This is a genomic window from Anaerobiospirillum succiniciproducens DSM 6400 (genome assembly GCF_000482845.1).
Lineage (GTDB): Bacteria > Pseudomonadota > Gammaproteobacteria > Enterobacterales > Succinivibrionaceae > Anaerobiospirillum > Anaerobiospirillum succiniciproducens.
Window position 1 is genome coordinate 1 of sequence record NZ_AXWV01000023.1, and the last position, 18,706, is coordinate 18,706.

General features: G+C 43.5%; 9 protein-coding genes and 1 tRNA gene. 2 read left to right on the forward strand and 8 right to left on the reverse strand.

Features of this window, described 5'->3' with window-relative positions:
• Positions 1–212, forward strand: a 212-nt coding sequence (locus H524_RS14160) for a hypothetical protein (protein WP_044121445.1), incomplete at its 5' end; no start/stop codon positions are given.
• Positions 213–802: 590 nt separating this feature from the next.
• Here the strand turns inward: H524_RS14160 and H524_RS0103820 are convergent.
• From H524_RS0103820 to pnp, 6 genes are all read right to left on the reverse strand, one after another.
• Positions 803–885: transfer RNA gene (locus tag H524_RS0103820), tRNA-Leu, on the reverse strand.
• Positions 886–1,337: 452 nt separating this feature from the next.
• Positions 1,338–3,410 carry a transglycosylase SLT domain-containing protein gene (locus tag H524_RS16365; protein WP_052338896.1) on the reverse strand — a complete coding sequence of 691 codons (2,073 nt, stop codon included), beginning with the start codon at positions 3,408–3,410 and terminating at the stop codon, positions 1,338–1,340.
• A gap of 703 nt (positions 3,411–4,113) precedes the next feature.
• Positions 4,114–5,490 (reverse strand): sodium-dependent transporter, encoded by a 1,377-nt coding sequence (locus H524_RS0103830; RefSeq protein ID WP_027939266.1) that lies wholly within the window; start codon positions 5,488–5,490, stop codon positions 4,114–4,116.
• Positions 5,491–5,915: 425 nt separating this feature from the next.
• On the reverse strand, positions 5,916–7,286 hold the full coding sequence (locus tag H524_RS0103835; RefSeq protein WP_027939267.1) for a sodium-dependent transporter: 1,371 nt from the start codon (positions 7,284–7,286) through the stop codon (positions 5,916–5,918).
• Positions 7,287–7,617: 331 nt separating this feature from the next.
• On the reverse strand, positions 7,618–9,000 hold the full coding sequence (locus H524_RS0103840) for a sodium-dependent transporter (protein WP_027939268.1): 1,383 nt from the start codon (positions 8,998–9,000) through the stop codon (positions 7,618–7,620).
• A gap of 847 nt (positions 9,001–9,847) precedes the next feature.
• Positions 9,848–12,007, reverse strand: coding sequence for a polyribonucleotide nucleotidyltransferase (gene pnp / locus H524_RS0103845; protein WP_027939269.1), 2,160 nt, complete (start codon positions 12,005–12,007; stop codon positions 9,848–9,850).
• A 1,266-nt stretch (positions 12,008–13,273) separates the two neighbouring features.
• On the opposite strand from pnp, the gene H524_RS0103850 reads away from it, so the two are divergent.
• A complete protein-coding gene (locus tag H524_RS0103850; RefSeq protein WP_044121446.1) occupies positions 13,274–14,875 on the forward strand; it encodes a sugar porter family MFS transporter in 1,602 nt (533 codons plus the stop codon).
• 257 nt (positions 14,876–15,132) lie between these two features.
• On the opposite strand, the gene rpsO is transcribed toward H524_RS0103850, so the two are convergent.
• Together rpsO and H524_RS0103860 are read right to left on the reverse strand one after the other, a co-directional pair.
• The gene (gene rpsO / locus H524_RS0103855) at positions 15,133–15,402 is read right to left on the reverse strand and encodes a 30S ribosomal protein S15 (RefSeq protein WP_027939271.1); all 270 of its coding nucleotides are present in this window, start codon (positions 15,400–15,402) and stop codon (positions 15,133–15,135) included.
• 511 nt (positions 15,403–15,913) lie between these two features.
• Positions 15,914–17,746: a methyl-accepting chemotaxis protein gene (locus H524_RS0103860; RefSeq protein ID WP_027939272.1), complete on the reverse strand. Its 1,833-nt coding sequence runs from the start codon at positions 17,744–17,746 to the stop codon at positions 15,914–15,916.
• Between the last annotated feature and the right edge of the window lie 960 nt (positions 17,747–18,706).

The following is an 18,706-nucleotide window of genomic DNA, read 5'->3' on the forward strand; positions in this document are numbered from 1 at the left end:
CTAAAGAAGTGTTGCGTGTGTTAAACGGCATTACGGTAGAGCAGTATAAAGCGGGCATGATATGGAAGCCAATTGTTGGAGCCCAAGAATTTTTGTTGAGACAGTTAAAGATTGAGCTGCCTAGATCAGTGATGACAGTTGCAAAACTTGGACAGACTATAGATATGCCTGTCAGTGTTTCAGAAGATTTAGAGGAAGTGCCGGAGATATAGCTATAGTAACAGAGGTTACCTGTATCGCTCAGACTTAGATTAGCTTATAAAGCCAAAAGGGGCGCAGCATGCATATGCTGCAGCCCCTCATCAGGCCAGTATGCCTAGCTCCCTAGATCTATAAAAAACATTGACCAAAGGAGTACCTAGCCTTGCCTGGCCTGACTTGACTTGACCTGACCTGACCTGACCTGGCCTGACTTGACCTGACCTAACCTGACTTGACCTGACCTGGCCTAGGGTAGCCTAGACAAGCCTGCTGCCATCCACGCTAGGTTGCACATGCTGCTAAGTGCATCAGCAAAGCAAATGATCCTTAGATGAGTTCTACCTGCATTCGCGTACTGCTGCCATTAAGACTATTGCGATGCGATAATGACAATTTGAATGCTTGGGGAATGCTTTTTGGCTTTGGATTAAGGTTTAAATTGGGAAATGTTTGCTTATTTTTGCCGCAGAAAAATGGGCAGTGGTAGATGGGATATTTTTTTGGAGGGCCCAAAAACAAAAAAAGCCTACTTCCGCAGCTCTTGTGAGCTTTGTCAGTAAGCGTCTTTGCGAGGCAAGATTAAAATCTTGCTGCTTTGAATTGGTGCCCAGGGCGGGACTCGAACCCGCACGCTCGCGCACTACCCCCTCAAGATAGCGTGTCTACCAATTTCACCACCTGGGCTTTGTAGATTGTTGTTGAACCGATGTCGTTTCAACACGGGCCATTATAAGGATATTTAAATCCAAGTAAAGCGGTTTTTTAAAGTTTTTGAAAGATTTTTCACAAAATTGCACACCTATTCGATAAATAAGCCATTTTCAACAAGTAGAATTCTAATACTTTGCTACCATCACTATGCCCAAATATGGCCTTTGAGATATTGTTCGGCTCTGTCGAATGCCTAAAAGCTTCCTTTTGAGCCTTCTTATGCAAGTCATGGCGTAGCGCTAAAAGCCATGATCTAATGACACAACCATGGAGAGTAGGATTATTTTGCTTGTCTTAGTGATTTGTTGATAGGACTAATGCTAGAACACGAGGACAAAGATAAAGAAAGCTCAAGTGGCGGGAGCTATTGCTAGAGCTCCGTACAAGTAGCTCTAGCATTATCTTGATTAGCGCGTGGTGCGCTATTAATAGACGTAGGTAAGCTCGCTTGGGCGCATGAGCTGACCTTCTTTACCTGTTAAGAGGAAGTTATAGATTGCATCGTAGAGCAGTACGTTCTGTACATACTTTCGAGTTTCCTCAAAAGGAATGGTCTCGATATACATAGCGCTATCACGGTAAATGCCATCGTTTGACTTCCACTGCGGAATACGACCAGGGCCTGCATTATAGGCTGCAGCAGCTAAAACGCGGTTATTATCAAAGCGATTAAGCATCCACTGCAGATAGGTACTACCATACTTAATATTGGTCTCAGGATCGATTAAGGACTTAGGACCTTTGTACTGCCACTTTTCTTTCTTAGCAATATCACGTGCAGTGCCTGGCATGAGCTGCATTAAACCAACAGCACCCGCCCATGATTTAATCTCATGATTAAGCATGCTTTCTTGACGTGAAATACCGTATAAGAAAGACAAGTCTACACCACTATCTTTAGCAGCCTTTTTATATAGCTCTTTGTAAGCAAGTGGGAAGCGATAATCTAAAGCATCCCAGCGCTGAGAGGAGACTACGTAATCAATAGCGTACTTGATGTTGCCAGTTTGCAATGCCCATTGCGCCATGATCATACCCTCACGCTCTGGTGAGCGCTTTGCAATCTCACGCCACTCAAAGATTGCATTGTCATCATCTAAAGCTATCAGCTCTAAAAAGCGCACTGCAGACTTATTGTGGGCAATGTCCATTGGAAATGAGAACTTATCATCTAGCTTCACGTAGTTATAGGCATAGTCCTTTTTCAAGGTTTGAGCTGCGTAGAAGCCAAAGAATGAACGATCTTTTGCTACCTCGGATAAGATGAGATCAGCCTCATCCTCCTTACCTAACTCATAGGCAGCACGGCCTTTCCAGTAACGCCAATTAATAGATTGTCTAACGTCAGCTGGAAGCTTATCAACTAAAACGTAAACGTTGTCCCATTGAGCAAAGTAAATCGCACGACGCAGACGCATCTCTTTGAGCTCATCATTCCATGCGACTTCAGGTAAGTTCTTATCTACCCACTTCATATCATCTTGGCTAAAGCGGCGGCCTAAGAAGCTTAAAGCAAAGATACGATAGATATCGACAAGCTCAGCATCTGAAGGGTCATAAGTCTTAATGAACTTTTCAAAGTCATTACGTGCTGAGATTGGCTCCATATTGGCATAGCGGCTAAAGGCTAGCACAGCTACACGATGGTCTGTTGAGCCATTACCTTTTACCTTTTCAAAGAGCTTAGATGGATCCTCATAAAGCTCCATCTGAGCCTTTACACGCTCAGCAAAGCTACTATTAGCAAGCTGCTTAGCTAATGTTTCGGTCGTATCTTGGTAGTAGCGCAGGATATATGCATCCTCATAACGCTTGAGTATAAGCTTATCTGTTAGATAGCCCTTAGCATCAAACAATGCCATTAAGCCATTACAAGTAGTAGGACGCTTTTTTAAATCTAAGTAGATACGAGTAGCAAAGTGCAAGGCATCTTCATTAGCCTTAGATAAAGGCCAGTTTGCCTCATAAAAACGGCACATCTGTGACTTTTGAGCATAGCTAAGGTCACTTACGGCTTTATCATCAAAAGGTTTTGGACCAATGAGGCGTGATAAATTCTTATAGTCACGATTATCAGATAAGTAACGAGCATAACGGTCTTTGAGTAGTTCGCTAAGCTGCTCATGCTCATTACTTTGAATGAACTTTAAGGCTGGCTCGATCTTCTCATCACGAATGTTATAGGCAAGATAGTAGTAATTCAGCCACAGATTAAGTGGATAGCCTTTGAGCTTTTCCTTTTGAATCTTCAAGCCTAAAGCCTCATCACCACGCTTAAATGCGTTCTCTGCTTGTATATAGGCATCGCGCATAGCGCTCACATGGCTCTTTTGCACTGGGTCAAAGAAGTCTAAAGAGTACTTCTTTGCTGACTCGCGCATGGCCTCTTCCATAGTTTGAGCATCAACCTGCTGACTTTCACTGTCAATTGATGCCTGACTGTTAGAGGCATTAGCTGCTAATGCTGGAGAACTTGTGACAATGGCACTGAAACACAAAACACAACCGCAGCTTAAGAGCGATTGAAACACCCGACTAAAACTCAGTGCTCTCATTTTCTTCCTGCCCACACACGGAATCATGCACTATAGAAAGCTTCCTACAGGCATTTTGACCGACTAAGGTAAAACAAAACCAAACTCATTGTATATGAAAACCATCAACTTAGTACGCTTATTGCAAACACGCATCATTGTGGTCATACAAATAGGCTCAAAGTGGCTATAAGTCGCATACAAATGCGTTTAAGCTGCATGTAAGACCCCTCTATCTCACCGTCACGGTGCGTATCAAGACGGCCAATACTCAAAGCTGCACACAATACACATGATTGGCCATTGAGTCCATGCTCATAGCTCTATGATTGGGCTTTGAGTCCATGCACATCGCTCCATGACTTGCCATTCAATCCGTGCGCATCGCTACATGGTTTGCCATTCAATCCGTGCGCATCGCTACATGGTTTGCCATTGAGGCCGCGCTTATCTCTCCTCTAATTGCCATTGAGTTCGTGCACATCACTCCATAAATTGCGGACATGCATAGTAATCAACTTAATGATGTACTGTTTTTGCTGATCAATGAATGCAAAAGCCCCGTACAACAAGTTGCACAGGGCTTTTTGGGTAGACACCAATAGCTACGTTAACTATTTTTTGAGTAGAGATTAGTTTCTACTTCAGATGGCTCTTTTATGAGGTACTACAGTAAGAAGATGTTGTAGTAGCCCACGAAGAGAATGACAGCGATAACTAATGGCAGTACATAACGGAAGTACCAGTAGCACCACTGTGGAATCTTAGGGCCATTACCGGTATTACACTCTTCACGATAGCGCTTGAAGCCCATACCAGTCTTAGCAGTAATAAAGAGAATAAATACGATAGAGCCGATAGGCAGAACAGTATTAGATACGATGAAGTCCTGCAGATCCATAATGGTAGAGGATCCACCAAGAGGATGAATGTCGCTTAGGATGTTAAAGCCCAAGATACATGGTACTGACATCAAGGTAATGATGAGGAAGTTATACGCCACCGCACGTACACGACTGATTGCAAATAAGTCCATGGTCATGGAAATGATACTTTCGAACACAGCAATCAGAGTAGACAGTGCCGCAAAGAGCATGAAGAGGAAGAACAAACCACCCCAGAACCAGCCGCCTTCCATGTTAGAAAATACAGTGGTTAAGGTGATAAAGAGTAAGGATGGACCCTGACCTGGCTCAACGTCGTAGCTAAAGCAAGCTGGGAATACAACGAAGCCAGCAAGCAGAGCAACAGAGGTATCTAAACAGCCAATCAGCACAGCCTCTGAGGTCAGAGAGTGGCGCTTATCCATGTAAGAGCCGAAGATTTCAATAGAACCCTGGCCTACAGAAAGGGTAAAGAATACCTGACCTAAGGCAGCCCAAACAGCCTGCATCAGACCGTTCTTCTCAATGGAACTCCAATCAGGGTTGAGGTAGTAAGAGATACCCTCAGAGAAACCTGGCAGCGATGCAGAGCGGAAAGCCATAAAGATGAGCATACCGAAAAGTACAAGCATCAGTGGCTTAGTAATACGTTCAACGCCCTTAACCACGCCTAAAGCAACAATAGAGAAGGCAATGAAAGCTACTGAGATCATGCAGACGAACATGATATATGGATTAGCTAGCAGCGATTCAAACTCAACGACTGCCTGTTGCTGAGTAGTACCAGCCTCAAAGTATCCTGTAGCGGTGATTAAACAGTAGTACAAGAGCCAACCTGTAATAACGCCATAGAAAGACATCAGGATATAGCTACCTGGAATCATCCAGAACTTGTTCCAATGCCACTTAGCACCTGGTTGCTCTAACACTTCAAAAGCACGAGCAATAGAGCGGCGTGAAGCACGACCTACAGAAAGCTCTACAGTTAAGAGTGGAACGCCGATTAACAGCAGGAAAATGAGGTACATGATAACGAAGATGGCACCACCGTACTGTCCGGTGATATAAGGGAAACGCCAAACGTTACCAAGACCAATCGCACATCCTGCAGCAATGAGCAGGAAGCCTAAGCGCGATGAAAATTGTTCGCGTTGAGACATAAAAACTCCTAAGAATACCTGCGCTGCTCGAACAAGACCTAGCTTTTGTATTTCATACAATTAAGGCATCTTTAAGCACAACATCAAACTTAATGTAAGTGCTCAAGCGACAGCCTTAACTAACCTTGTCGATTATCAAATCAGGTTTACATGATTGCTAACATAATAGTGATCTTGCTAAAAGCTTCAACCAACGATCATTTAGTGATCAGTAAGCTGCATTTTTGCGCAGAGAAAAGCTTCCTTAAGTTGATCTACAGCCAAGAGCCTTACTTTTGCCGCCAACGAAGCCTTTGAAGCGCCAATAAAATGGTGATCTTTAGACTAGGTTGTTAGCTTTCGTATGCTCTTGGCACATGAAAGGTTTAAAAAGTGAATAACGTGCTATGAGTTTTTGGTCTCACAACTACGTTTGTGTACAAAAGTTACTTACCAAAGACCTCAACATAACCCTGAATAAACAGAGCTAAGATGATGATTGGCAGAACAATACGGTAGTAGTTAAGAGCAACGCTAGGAATCTTGATACCGATACCATCGTTGGTCTCACGTAAGTAGCTCTCAAAGCCCCAGCCACGCTTTAAAGTAACAAATAAGATGTAGCAGGTGGTACCAAAAGGCAGAATGTTCTTTGAGAGGATGAAATCGTATACATCCATAATGGTGCTACCGTCACCAAAAGGCTGAATATCTGACCAGTAGTTAAAGCCAAGCATGCAAGGCACACCGAGCACTAACACAGTGATGCAGTTATAGATCACTGACTTGAGTCGAGAAATACCAAATACCTCAATTGAGATAGCAATGATGTTCTCAAATACTGCAATCAGAGTAGATAAAGCAGCAAAGAGTAAGAACAGGAAGAAAATACCGCCCCAAATCGCACCGTACTCCATGTTAGAGAACACGGTTACTAAAGTAACGAAGATTAAGGCAGGGCCCTGGCCTGGCTCAATTGCATAGCTAAAGCAAGCTGGGAAGATAACTAAGCCAGCAAGCAGAGCAACAGAGGTATCTAAAATGGTGATAGTGAGTGCTTCATAGCCCAAAGAGTATTTTCTGGACATGTATGAACCGAAAATCTGAATGGAGCCAACACCTAAGCCTAAGGTAAAGAATGCCTGACCCATAGCAGCTGAAAGAGCGTTTAAGATGCCCTCTTTTTGCATATTGTCAAAATTAGGCATTAAGTAATATGAAACACCATCAGCAAAGCCTGGCAGGGTAAATGAACGAGCTGCAAGGAAGATGAGCAGTGCAAAGAGCAACAACATCATTGGCTTGGTAATACGTTCAACACCACGCTTCAAACCAAAAGCACACACGGCAAATGAGCTGACAACCACTGTAATAGTACAGATCATCATGATGTCAGGTGATGCAAGTAAGCCACCAAATACCGCACCAGCATCTGCCTGAGTGATACCTACATCAATGCTGCCTGAGCCTACTTTGAGCATGTAGTAGAGCATCCAGCCAGTTACCATTGAGTAGAAAGACATCAAGATATAGTTGCCTGGAATCATCCAGAATTTATTTAAATACCACTTGCTACCAGGAGTAAGTTCCTCAAAGGACTTGCCTAAACTGCGTCGCGACGCTCTACCAACTGCTAACTCCATAGTAAGCAGAGGCACGCCGACTAAGAACAGAAAGGCTAAGTAAATCAACACGAAGATCGCGCCGCCGTATTGGCCTGTGATGTATGGGAAACGCCATACGTTGCCAAGTCCAATAGCACAGCCTGCGGCGATCAATAAGAAACCTAAACGTGATGAGAACTGTTCTCTGGCCATTTTGACTTTTCCAAAAGGTGCAAACTCAAAGGACATATCTTGATCATTAAAAGGCTAATGAGGCCATGCAAAGCAAGCTTAGACATGGGCTACTAGCGCTTAGCTGATTAGATAGCTACACCCAACTGTTTTTAAAAAAAAGGGCGCGCCTGAGTTTGCAATTTATATCAGGTGCGCCCAGTCCATCATATTGATGGAGGTATCAGTCGCGACATCTCGATAGTTAGTTTAGTTTCCTAAACTAGTGCACGAGGCAAAGCTTATCGTGATGAGGTCTCATGACGGGCGCACATCTTTGTGCGCCTCAGTCTTTTAGACCTTACGCACTGTGTTACGCAATAAAAATGCTGTAATAAGAATTAAGGATAAGGAAAACGATTACTGCTGGAACTACGAAGCGATAGTACTTCAGACCCCATGAAGGCATCTTAATACCCTTACCGGTATTACACTCCTTCAGGAAGTTATCGAAACCCCAACCAGTGCGCCAAGTTACAAACGCAGCATAAATCAGTGCGCCGAAAGGCAGAATATTGTAAGTAACAATGAAGTCTTCAAGATCCAAAATAGTAGACCCTTCGCCTAATGGTTGAATCCAAGATAAGAGGTTGAAGCCAAACAGACATGGCAGACCAATGATTAAAATGGCTGCGAAGTTACCCATAACTGCACGACGACGTGAAGTTGAGAACAGCTCCATAGAGATAGCAATAATGTTCTCAAATACGGCGATTAAAGTAGACAGAGCGGCAAAGAGCATAAAGAGGAAAAATAAACCACCCCATAATGCGCCGTTAGCCATGTGTGAGAATACAGATACTAAGGTAACGAAAATCAGACCTGGGCCCTGACCTGGTTCTACACCATAGGTAAAGCAAGCTGGGAAAATTACTAAGCCGGAGATCAGAGCTACAGTAGTGTCTAAGCATAAGATAGACAGACCCTCAGAGGCTAAAGTACGCTGAGAATCCATGTAAGTACCAAAAATCTGAATAGCACCAATACCAATTGATAAGGTAAAGAATGCCTGAGCCATAGCAGCTGAGAGTACCTCAAAGACACGAGCAGCACCGCCATCAGTGATCTTAGAAAGATCTGGCTTTAAGTAGTACTCAATACCTGCAGCAAAACCATCTAAGGTAAATGAGCGTATAGCAAGGAAGAAGAGCAGCGCAAATAATAAGATCATCAGCGGCTTGGTAATACGCTCAACGCCCTTTCTTAAACCCATAGAGCAAACGGTAAATGCAATTGCTACTACAGCAAGCATATTCATGAGCATGTCAGATGGGGATGCGAGCATGTGGCCAAAGGACTGACCTGCAGTTGCAGCATCGGAGTTCACACCGAACTCGCCAGTAAAGCCTTTAACGCAGTAATAGAGCATCCAGCCTGTAACCACACTGTAGAAAGATAACAGCACATAGTTACCAGCGATCATCCAGAACTTGTTGTAGTGCCACTTGCTATTAGGTGATAACTCTTCAAAAGAGCGAGCAAGAGAACGACGTGATGCACGGCCTACTGCAAGCTCCATCATGAGCAGAGGCAGACCAAGTACAACTAAGAAGAAGATGTAAATAAAGACGAAGATGGCACCGCCGTACTGTCCTGTAATGTATGGAAATCGCCATACATTGCCAAGTCCAATAGCACATCCAGCAGCAATTAAAAGAAAGCCTAAGCGTGATGAGAAGTGTTCACGGGTTGCCATAAAAGGGATCCTTAGTTGACTTACTGAGTCTTTGTCTAAAGCTCATCTATATATGCAATGCATGGGTATAGAGATTTTTAAACAAAGAACGCCTGCTTAGTAAGGAACCTTGACTAGCCGTTTAAACAGGCTAGTACTAGCTAAGAGTGCTGCTAAAGCTAAATTTCCATGTCTCTACATCTTAGCCGTGCCTAATAACTATCACAGCTTACAAGCGACATTGAGCATGGCATCTTAAAAGGCTTGTAGCAATGCGCAAACTTAGCTCATAGCGCAGCTTCAAAACTCATCACGAGTCTCATTTGAGTGCGCAACCTATACTAAGTCTTCCTAGTTTGCACTATTTTTGCCTTTTTTTCAGTATTTTTATGAAATCAATGCAATTTGAACCATGTTTTGACCCAAGATAATGCAAACCTAGGCTGCCTAGTTATAACAAAAATACGTAAAAAGCCCTTAAAAACCGCCAATTCCAATCAAAATTTTACCAAAATCACCCAATTTTCACTCAATTTTCACCTCATCGCCCTACTTTCATCCACAGTGCACTATTTTTACTCTGCACTTTGAATGCCCCCATAGCCATAATCTCCCTACTCTTCAGAGCAAATCTCAAATAAAGCCTAAGCACACGCAATTTTTGAAAAAACTATGCTCTAAACTGAAGTATTTAACGTCAAAGTGTGCAAATCGCGATCTAATGCATCCACCGTTGAAATTGCGCTCTAAAAATTAAAAAGGCACCTTCTATTGCTAGAAGATGCCCTTATCCTCATGTAGAGGTAAGCATAGCCTCAAGGTAGCGCCTACCTAGGCAGCTATGCTCATATTGTTCTTATGAAGTGAACTACTCTTGAGTTTCTACAGTCTCTTCGGTAGCTTCTTCTTGAGCCTTATTGTTCAGGCCATCTTGCTGGCAAGCCTTGATGGACAGACGGATACGGCCAGTTGACTCTTCAACCTCGAGTACGCGTACACGAACTTGGTCACCAACACGTAAGTAATCAGCAACATTCTCAACACGCTCATCAGCAATCTGAGATACGTGTACTAAGCCGTCACGGCCAGGGAGGATGTTAACAAATGCACCGAACTCAGTAATACGTACAACAGGGCCAACGTAATCAGCACCAACCTCAACCTCAGCGGTGAGTTCCTTAATACGTGCAATGGCAGCCTTAGCATTAGCCTCGGAAGTTGCAGCAATGCGTACAGTACCGTCGTCGCCTAAGTCGATAGAGGTATTGGTATCAGCCTGGATAGAACGGATATTTGAACCGCCCTTACCGATAACGTCCTTAACCTTATCCTTTGGAATGTTGATCATTACCATGCGTGGAGCAAATGGAGAAAGCTCAGTCTCTGGCTCAGGCATAGCTGATGACATAATCTTTAAGAGGTGGATACGTGCAGCGTGTGCATCAGTTAAGGCCTGCTGCATGATCTCACGAGTAATACCGTCGGTCTTAATGTCCATCTGCAGTGCGGTAACACCCTCGGTGGTACCAGCTACCTTGAAGTCCATATCACCTAAGTGATCCTCATCGCCCATGATGTCGGTTAATACAGCAACACGATCGTCTTCCTTAACCAGACCCATTGCAATACCGGCAACAGCAGACTTACATGGAACACCTGCTGCAAATAAAGCTAAAGAGCCGCCGCAAACAGAAGCCATGGATGAAGAACCGTTAGACTCAGTGATCTCAGAGACTAAACGGATGGTGTATGGGAACTTATCAGCATCAGGCAGCACAGCACGTAAAGCACGCTTAGCTAAACGGCCGTGACCAATTTCACGACGCTTTGGAGAGCCGATTAAACCAGTCTCACCTACGCAGTATGGAGGGAAGTTGTAGTGCAGAATGAAGCGATCGGTACGGGTACCAGTCATATCCTCAAAGGTCTGAGCCTCACGCTCGGAGCCTAAGGTACATGCTGCAATAGCCTGAGTCTCACCACGGGTGAATAAAGCAGAACCGTGAACACGAGGCAGAATGCCAGTAGCAACGGTAATAGGACGGATCATACGTAAAGTACGGCCATCGATACGCTTCTCACCAGCCAAGATACGCTCACGTACGGTGGTACGCTCGAGCTCAAAGAGGATGGTGGCGATCTTCTGCTGCATCTCTGCCCACTCTTCCTTCATGGAGGTAACCTTCTCGGTAACTTCCTCAGAAATAGCGGCTAAACGCTCCTGACGCTCGAGCTTGTCAACGATGTAGAAAGCCTCGCCAATAGCATCGCGAGATAAGTCTTGAACAGTCTTAATGAGCTCTTCGTCTTCAGCAGGCTTTTGCCAATCCCATACTGGGCGGTTAACCTGCTCTTTGAATGCCTCAATCTCCTTGATAACAACCTGCTGCTGCTCATGACCATACATCACAGCACCAAGCATGATGTCCTCAGAGAGGATCTTAGCCTCAGACTCAACCATCACTACAGCCTTCTCAGAACCTGCAACAACGAGGTCGAGGTCAGATACGGCCATCTCAGAAGTGATTGGGTTTAATACATAGCGGCCATCGATGAAGCCAACACGTGCAGCACCTAATGGGCCATTCCATGGCAGACCAGAGGTAGCTAAAGCTGCAGATGCGGCGATGATGGAGATGATGTCGGTAGGAACCTCAGGGTTTGCAGACATTACAGTCACAACAACCTGAACTTCGTTAACAAAACCATCTGGGAATAAAGGACGGAGTGGACGATCGATAAGACGAGCAATTAAGGTCTCACCCTCAGAGGCACGGCCTTCACGACGGAAGAAGCTTACTGGGATCTTACCAGCAGCATAAGCACGCTCTTGATAGTTAACGGTAAGAGGGAAGAAGTCACGACCTTCAACTGCGTCCTTGCGCTTACAAACTACGGTAGCAAGAACGGTGGTGTCGTCCATGGATGCCATAACGGCAGAGTCAGCCTGACGACCGATTGCACCTGTTTCTAAAGTAACGGTATGACGACCATACTTAAAACTGCGGGTGATTGGCTGTAAATTCATTAAATAATTCTCCGGTCTGGAAGTTTTCATTACCTTGAGGCCATACCCTGCTGTTCTAAGCAACAGACTAATGCACAACAACTTACAGTCTTAAACACGCATAGCTAAAAGAGAATAACTAGCAGGCTGCGCCTATTAGCAGTAGCACTAAGCTACTGTTAAGTCCTCATGCTCTTAACCCTATGCTTGAGAATGTCCTTAGCATAAAGCTCTTGCTCTTTTTCTAGCATCGAGTTAATGCTCTAAGCTACATTCTCACATGACGCTTCAAATGGTTAAGCGCGATGTAAGCTATGCCGTATAGGCTTAATAAAGGTAAAACTTAAACATCCAGACGATTTACAGTTCGAATAGAGTTCTTTTGGTGTTGACACATCGACAGCACGAAGAAACTGTTAGCAAATAGCTGAAAGTGCAACAAAATCAGCCATTTGCTAACAGTTCCCGACCCTAAATTGAGTACGGCTGAACAAGACCGTGCTCAGGGCAATCTCTACGAGCTTGTACTCCGATGAGCAAAACAAATTTGAAAGCTGAAAAACAGCTAATCAGATATTATAAGAAAAACAAGCACTAAAGGCACTTAACTTTTGCTGATAGTGTCGTTTAAGCCAAAATTTTTACACTACAGCGCTTGCAAAAAAGCCAAATAGACCATCTCTCTCGTCTATCACAACACAATCCCGGCCTCAATTGACCCTTTAGACATCCTCTAAAGACGTTCATCTGTCCCATACAGATATCTCAAGCAACTATTTGCAACAGCAAGTAGACAACAAGTACCACGTCTTATCTTATTTAAACAGCTCCTCGCCATATGACCATATCTCACAATAAAAAAGCCAAATAGAGCAATGCAGATTGAATATATGCAAAAGGAGAGTCTATGGCTCTTCCACACATAGTTTCTTGTATCTACGGTATTTGCTAATTTGATTGCACCTCATGTAACAATATGCAAATACTGCAAATTTTGCATAATAAAATTGATATCAAATTATATTTGGCTTATTTGCTTTGTTTCAAATGATGCAACACTGCAAATATTTACATTTAATGTACGCAAATTTGATGGTAACCTCACATAAAAATGAAATATAGATCATATTTTTGCAGCGCATTACAATCTTTTCATGTATTTGCAGATTCATTTCATATAATGCGAACAACTTAGATAAATCGCATATATAGGCTTTGCGATTCACCTATCACGACTTGTTAATTGAAACTTTGTTGTTGTGCAGTTATCTGCAATTAGGAATGTCTATGTCTAGCAAAATGTTTCTATGGGCGCTTTCATCAGCCCTAGCAGGATTTCTGTTCGGTTTTGATACCGTTGTTATCTCTGGTGCAGAAGCCAAGATTCAAAATTTATGGTCCTTATCAGGAGCCATGCACGGCTTTGCCATTAGCTCTGCCTTATGGGGAACTGTGCTTGGCGCTCTGTGCGGCAGTCTGCCAACTAATAAGTATGGCCGTAAGAAGACTTTAATCTTTAACGGTGTGCTTTTCTTTGTATCTGCGGTTGGCTCAGCTGTAGCCTGGGATCTGTGGTCATTTACCTTCTTTAGATTCATCGGTGGCGTTGGCATCGGTATTTCTACTGTGGCTGCTCCTCTGTTTATTTCAGAGATCTCCCCTGCTAAGCACCGTGGTCGTCTCACTGCTCTTTTCCAGTTCAACATCGTATTCGGTATCTTAATGGCCTTCTTGTCTAACTACATTATTGGCCTTATCTTCGACGATACTGTTGCTTGGCGCTACATGTTAGGTATTGAGGCTGTACCTGCACTGCTTTATATGATTATGTGCTTGCCTCTGCCTGAGAGCCCTCGTTATTTAATCACCAATAAGAATGATGAGGCTGCTGGCCGTGCTGTATTTAAGCGCATTAATGAAGACTATTCAGATGCACAAATCGACGAATTAATTGCCGAAGTAAAGGATGCTGCCTTTAAAGACTCTCAACAAGCTAAAGTTAGCGACATCTTTACCAAGAAGCTTATGTATCCAATCATCTTTGCTTTCTTGATTGCCGCTTTCAACCAGCTTTCTGGCATTAATATCATTCTTTACTTTGCACCACGCCTTTTATCTTTAGCAGGTATTGAAGATCCTTTAAGTGCCTCTATCACATTAGGTGTAACTAACTTAATTTTCACCTTCATTGGTCTCAAGCTTATTGATGTTATCGGCCGTCGTAGCCTGCTTATCTTAGGCTGTATTGGCTACTTAGTATCGCTAAGCGTTTGTACCTACGCCTTCTTGCACTTTAACGATCTTAAAGTGGTAAGCACCTCTATTGATATGCTCAATGGATCAGCAGCTTTAGAGCAGACTACCAATGAAAACATCTATATGACTGAAGAAGATCGCCAGAACAAGATGCAAGAGTTTGCTATTGCTAAAGAAAAGTTCTTGGCAGTAAATGATCAGCTTAAAGAAAATGGCTTAGGCATTAATATTGAGCCTACCTCTAATGCTCAAGAATTAGCTAGCGCCGCTGTACAACTCAAGTCCCAGGCATCAGATCGTCTTGGCTTTACATCTAGCATGCTGTTAATTTGTATGATCCTCTTCATTGCAGCTCATGCTTTAGGCTCAGGCACCATTATTTGGGTATTCGTCTCTGAGATCTTCCCGGCACACTTCCGTGCAGCTGGTCAGGCAGTAGGATCATTTACCCACTGGATTTTTGCTGCCGTACTGACCTTAGTCTTCCCAATCTTTATTGCTAACTTTGACGTTGGCTATATGTTCGCTTTTTTTGCCCTCATGATGTTACTGCAGCTACTTTGGGCTCTCTTCATCATGCCAGAGACCAAGGGTAAGACTTTAGAGGATCTTGCCTCCAACCTCGTGAAGTAATCAATACTCGCATATCTTGTCCGAGGGTCTACAACTTAAGTTGTAGGCCCTTTATTTTTGCCTAAAACCAACTGTTAATTGCTCCACACTATCTACAATCAGCATCTTTGCCTTGATACTTTGATGGCATCTTAGATACTTGAGGCGGATTTTAGGCAATAAAAAAAGGCGACCTAGTGGTCGCCCCTTTTTTGAAAGCACTAAAGCTTTCAGAAGCCGCGCAATGCGGCTCGTTGCGCTGAAGCGCAGGCCTAAGCCTAGCGACGCAGCTTTAACTTCTCAACGATATCTAAGTAACGCTGGTGGTCGTTGCTCTTTAAGTAGTCTAAGAGACGACGACGCTGAGCTACCATGCGGAGAAGACCACGACGTGAGTGGTGATCCTTCTTGTGTGCCTGGAAGTGAGGCTGTAAATCAGCAATACGGTAGGTTAATAAAGCGATCTGAACCTCTGGGGAGCCAGTATCGTTCTCGCCGCGTGCGAACTCAGTAACGATCTTGGCCTTCTGCTCAACAGATAAAGACATGGAAATGCTCCTTTGTGAAAAGATGCGCCCTTTCCGATCACAAACTCAGGAAGGGTAAACTACGAGGGCACAGTCTATCATGCTTTTGACGAAAATCAAGTAAAATCGCTACTTTTAGCACCCTAAAGATCACTACAGCTATGATCTTAGGTGCCGCATTTCCTTATACCGTTTTCTCTTTTCATTTCGCATCTGATCCTCGCAAATAAGCTGTGATCTTATGGGGCTTATCAAGGCATAGTTGATAATCTTGGCATTTTATCAGGTGCATGAAGTTGCGTGAGCTAGGCTTGTACCTTTAGCGCACGGCCGCATGGGATTGGCGTGTACCTAGAGCGCATATTCGCTCGAGATTGGCTAGTGGCTATAGCGCACGAACGCTTGGAGCCGGTATCGAACCTAGAGCGCATAAACAAAGAGGGCATAGCCCCTCTTGTGTGCAGCTATGCCCCCTGTGTATAGGCCTATGCCTGAATTGATTTAAGCTTAGGTAAGCAGTGGTTTTGGTAGTTTATCTGCCATTGCTCTCTAAGGTGAACTTACCAATTACATTAGCCTGATTGGTAGCTAAGTCATTAAGCTGATGCATGTTGGTCTGAAGCTCAGACATCTGCTCATAGCTATCCTCAGCAAGCTTGGAAATATGGGCAATGGATAAGTTAATGTCAGCAGCAGAGCTACTTTGCGTCTGACATGAGGCCACAATCTGCTCAGACATATCTGAAATGGTGGCAATAATACCCATAATCTCCTCAATTGAGGAGTTAGCAAGTGAGCTTTGCTGCAGAGAGTTTTCCATCTCGCTTTCACACGTAGCCATCACCTCAACTGAGTTAGTTACTGCAGCCTCAAGGTGGCTGATAGTATCAGAAACTTCCTTGGTGCTCTTAGCAGTACGAATAGCTAGCTCACGAATTTCGTCAGCCACGATCGCAAAGCCCTTACCAGACTCACCAGCACGTGCAGACTCGATAGTTGCGTTTAAAGATAGCAAGTTAGTCTGATCTGCAATTTCAGCAATGGTTTTAACGATGGACTCAATCTGAGTACTCATCATGTGAATCTTATTAATCGCTTCAGAGGAGGCTCTTAAGCGATCTGAGAGAGTATGTGTGGTGGTAATGTTATCTTGCATGGTGCGACGGCAAGTATCGGATGCTGCCTCAGCACTCTTAACTTCTTCTAAGGTTGCTTTTGCAAACTCGGTAACATTATCAACTGACTGCTCCATCTCAGAAGTAGCAGTAGCTACATTCTGTGCAGTATTTCGCTGTACAGAGATAGCCTCATTAGTTGCATCAATCGAACGTTGATTGGTGTTAACCATCTGATAGAGCTTGTTAACGTCGCTCTTAACTAATCTTAAGGTACCGTTGGTATTGTCGAGCACTAAGTCAACTAAGCGAGCAATAGAACCGATCTCATCACGAGCCTGCAGATCTACTCTATCACTCAGGTTGCCACGAGCCATAGACATCAGGCGCTTTAATAAAAGACCAGTGTCACGACGTAATGAGTGGCGAATAGTGATATTGGTTAAGATCACAACCACTAAAGAGATAGCTACACCTAAAACTAAGGCGTATTGGATCCACACCATGATGCGATCAGCCTCAGCCTGTCGTGACATACTGACGCTATTTAAATCAGTAATGAGCATACGCAGTTCATATAAAACTGGCATGGAATGGTTGGTGAGCTGTTCGTAAGCGAGCTTTTGTGCCTCTTCTGGCTGATTCTTGTACGTGCTCATGATTGCAGCAGTACTGTTTAACAGACCGTTGATATGGCCATCTAAATTGGACATGTAATCATTAGAAAATTTACGGCTTAACTCTTCATTGTTGAGACGATCAACCTGAGATTGAAGCTTTTGTAAATTGTTCTTCAAGATAGAGGCAGTGTCATTGATCTTGGTTGATAAATTGCCAACATTACCTGAACCAGAAACAACTTGACGTACATTCTGCTCAATATGAATGATGTCGCTGCTAATAGCATCAGAAGTACGTAATACGGCACGCACACCACTGCGTGCATCGGTATCAGTAACCTGTGATTGAGCCATAACAATCACAACGGTAGTAGCAACAAAGAAGAGGAAGAAGGTTAAACCGACGCACATATAAAGTCTATGAATAATAGACATGTCGGAAAAACGCATCTTGAACAGAGAAGAGAAGAACGGCAGGTGAGGACGAGAAAGGTTTACCTGTGTCGTCTTAGCAAATTCCTTATCAGATAACGCAGAGGTATCTTTAATTGGATTTGCTACTTTTGCATCTGTATCGTTTAAAGCGCCTTCAACCTTGTTATTTGTTGAAGATGTATTGATCTCAGACATAAGTAATCCTGCTGTCGTTTCAGCACCGAAAGGGCTGATCTAAATCTTTTTCTAGCCAACATCACTTAAATGCAAATGCTTATACCTAGCGCTGATTAGTATGCAGGACACAAAGCTTGCGCAAACGTAGATGCGCACTCCTATGTATGTCAATGATTGCATAGCATCAAGCAGTATCTTCTTTAAAAAGCAAACGCTTAAGTTAAGATTAGGTAGACACTAGTGATGAGCAACAATATGGATGTTGTAAAACTCTTTGCGTTGAACTTTCAGCCCATTCTCTCCTGAGGCCTAGAAACTGCAACGTCTTATATTCTTGATACAACATTAATCTGCTTATCTTAGCACTATTTGTATAAATGACACTTTCGTAATTTGATAAATAAATGTGGAACGCACAAATCAATCACAATAGCGGTGCTAATTACCTAAACAAAGGAACACAACGATCCTCAGTAGTGCAGTAAAGTGTTGTCATCCAAAAATTAGCACTCTACGGTGCAAACACTATGCCCACAAAATGTCAGTAAAACGCCTCTCATTATGATCACAATGGCCTATTTAGGCCAATCTGTAAAACCTTTCGTCGCATCATGTCAAATCCACCGCACTGTACGATCTTTTGTAACTTGGCTCATATAGTGGCACCGAAAGCGCCTTTATGATCTTGAAAAGTAGCATACATACCTCTTCTGAATGGGCCTTTATGATCTTGAAAAGTAGCATACATACCTCTTCTGAATGGGCCTTTATGATCTTGTAAAGCGACCTACACCCCTTGTATGAATGGGCCTTTATGATCTTGCAAAGCAACCTACAGCCCATTTATGAATGGGCCTTTATGATCTTGTAAAGCAACCTAAATCCATGCGCAGTGCGTACATGGCTTACAAAGTTAGGATACATCTTGCTTTGCGTTGTTTTTGTAGCTACTGAATGATAAGATTACACGTCGGGCAT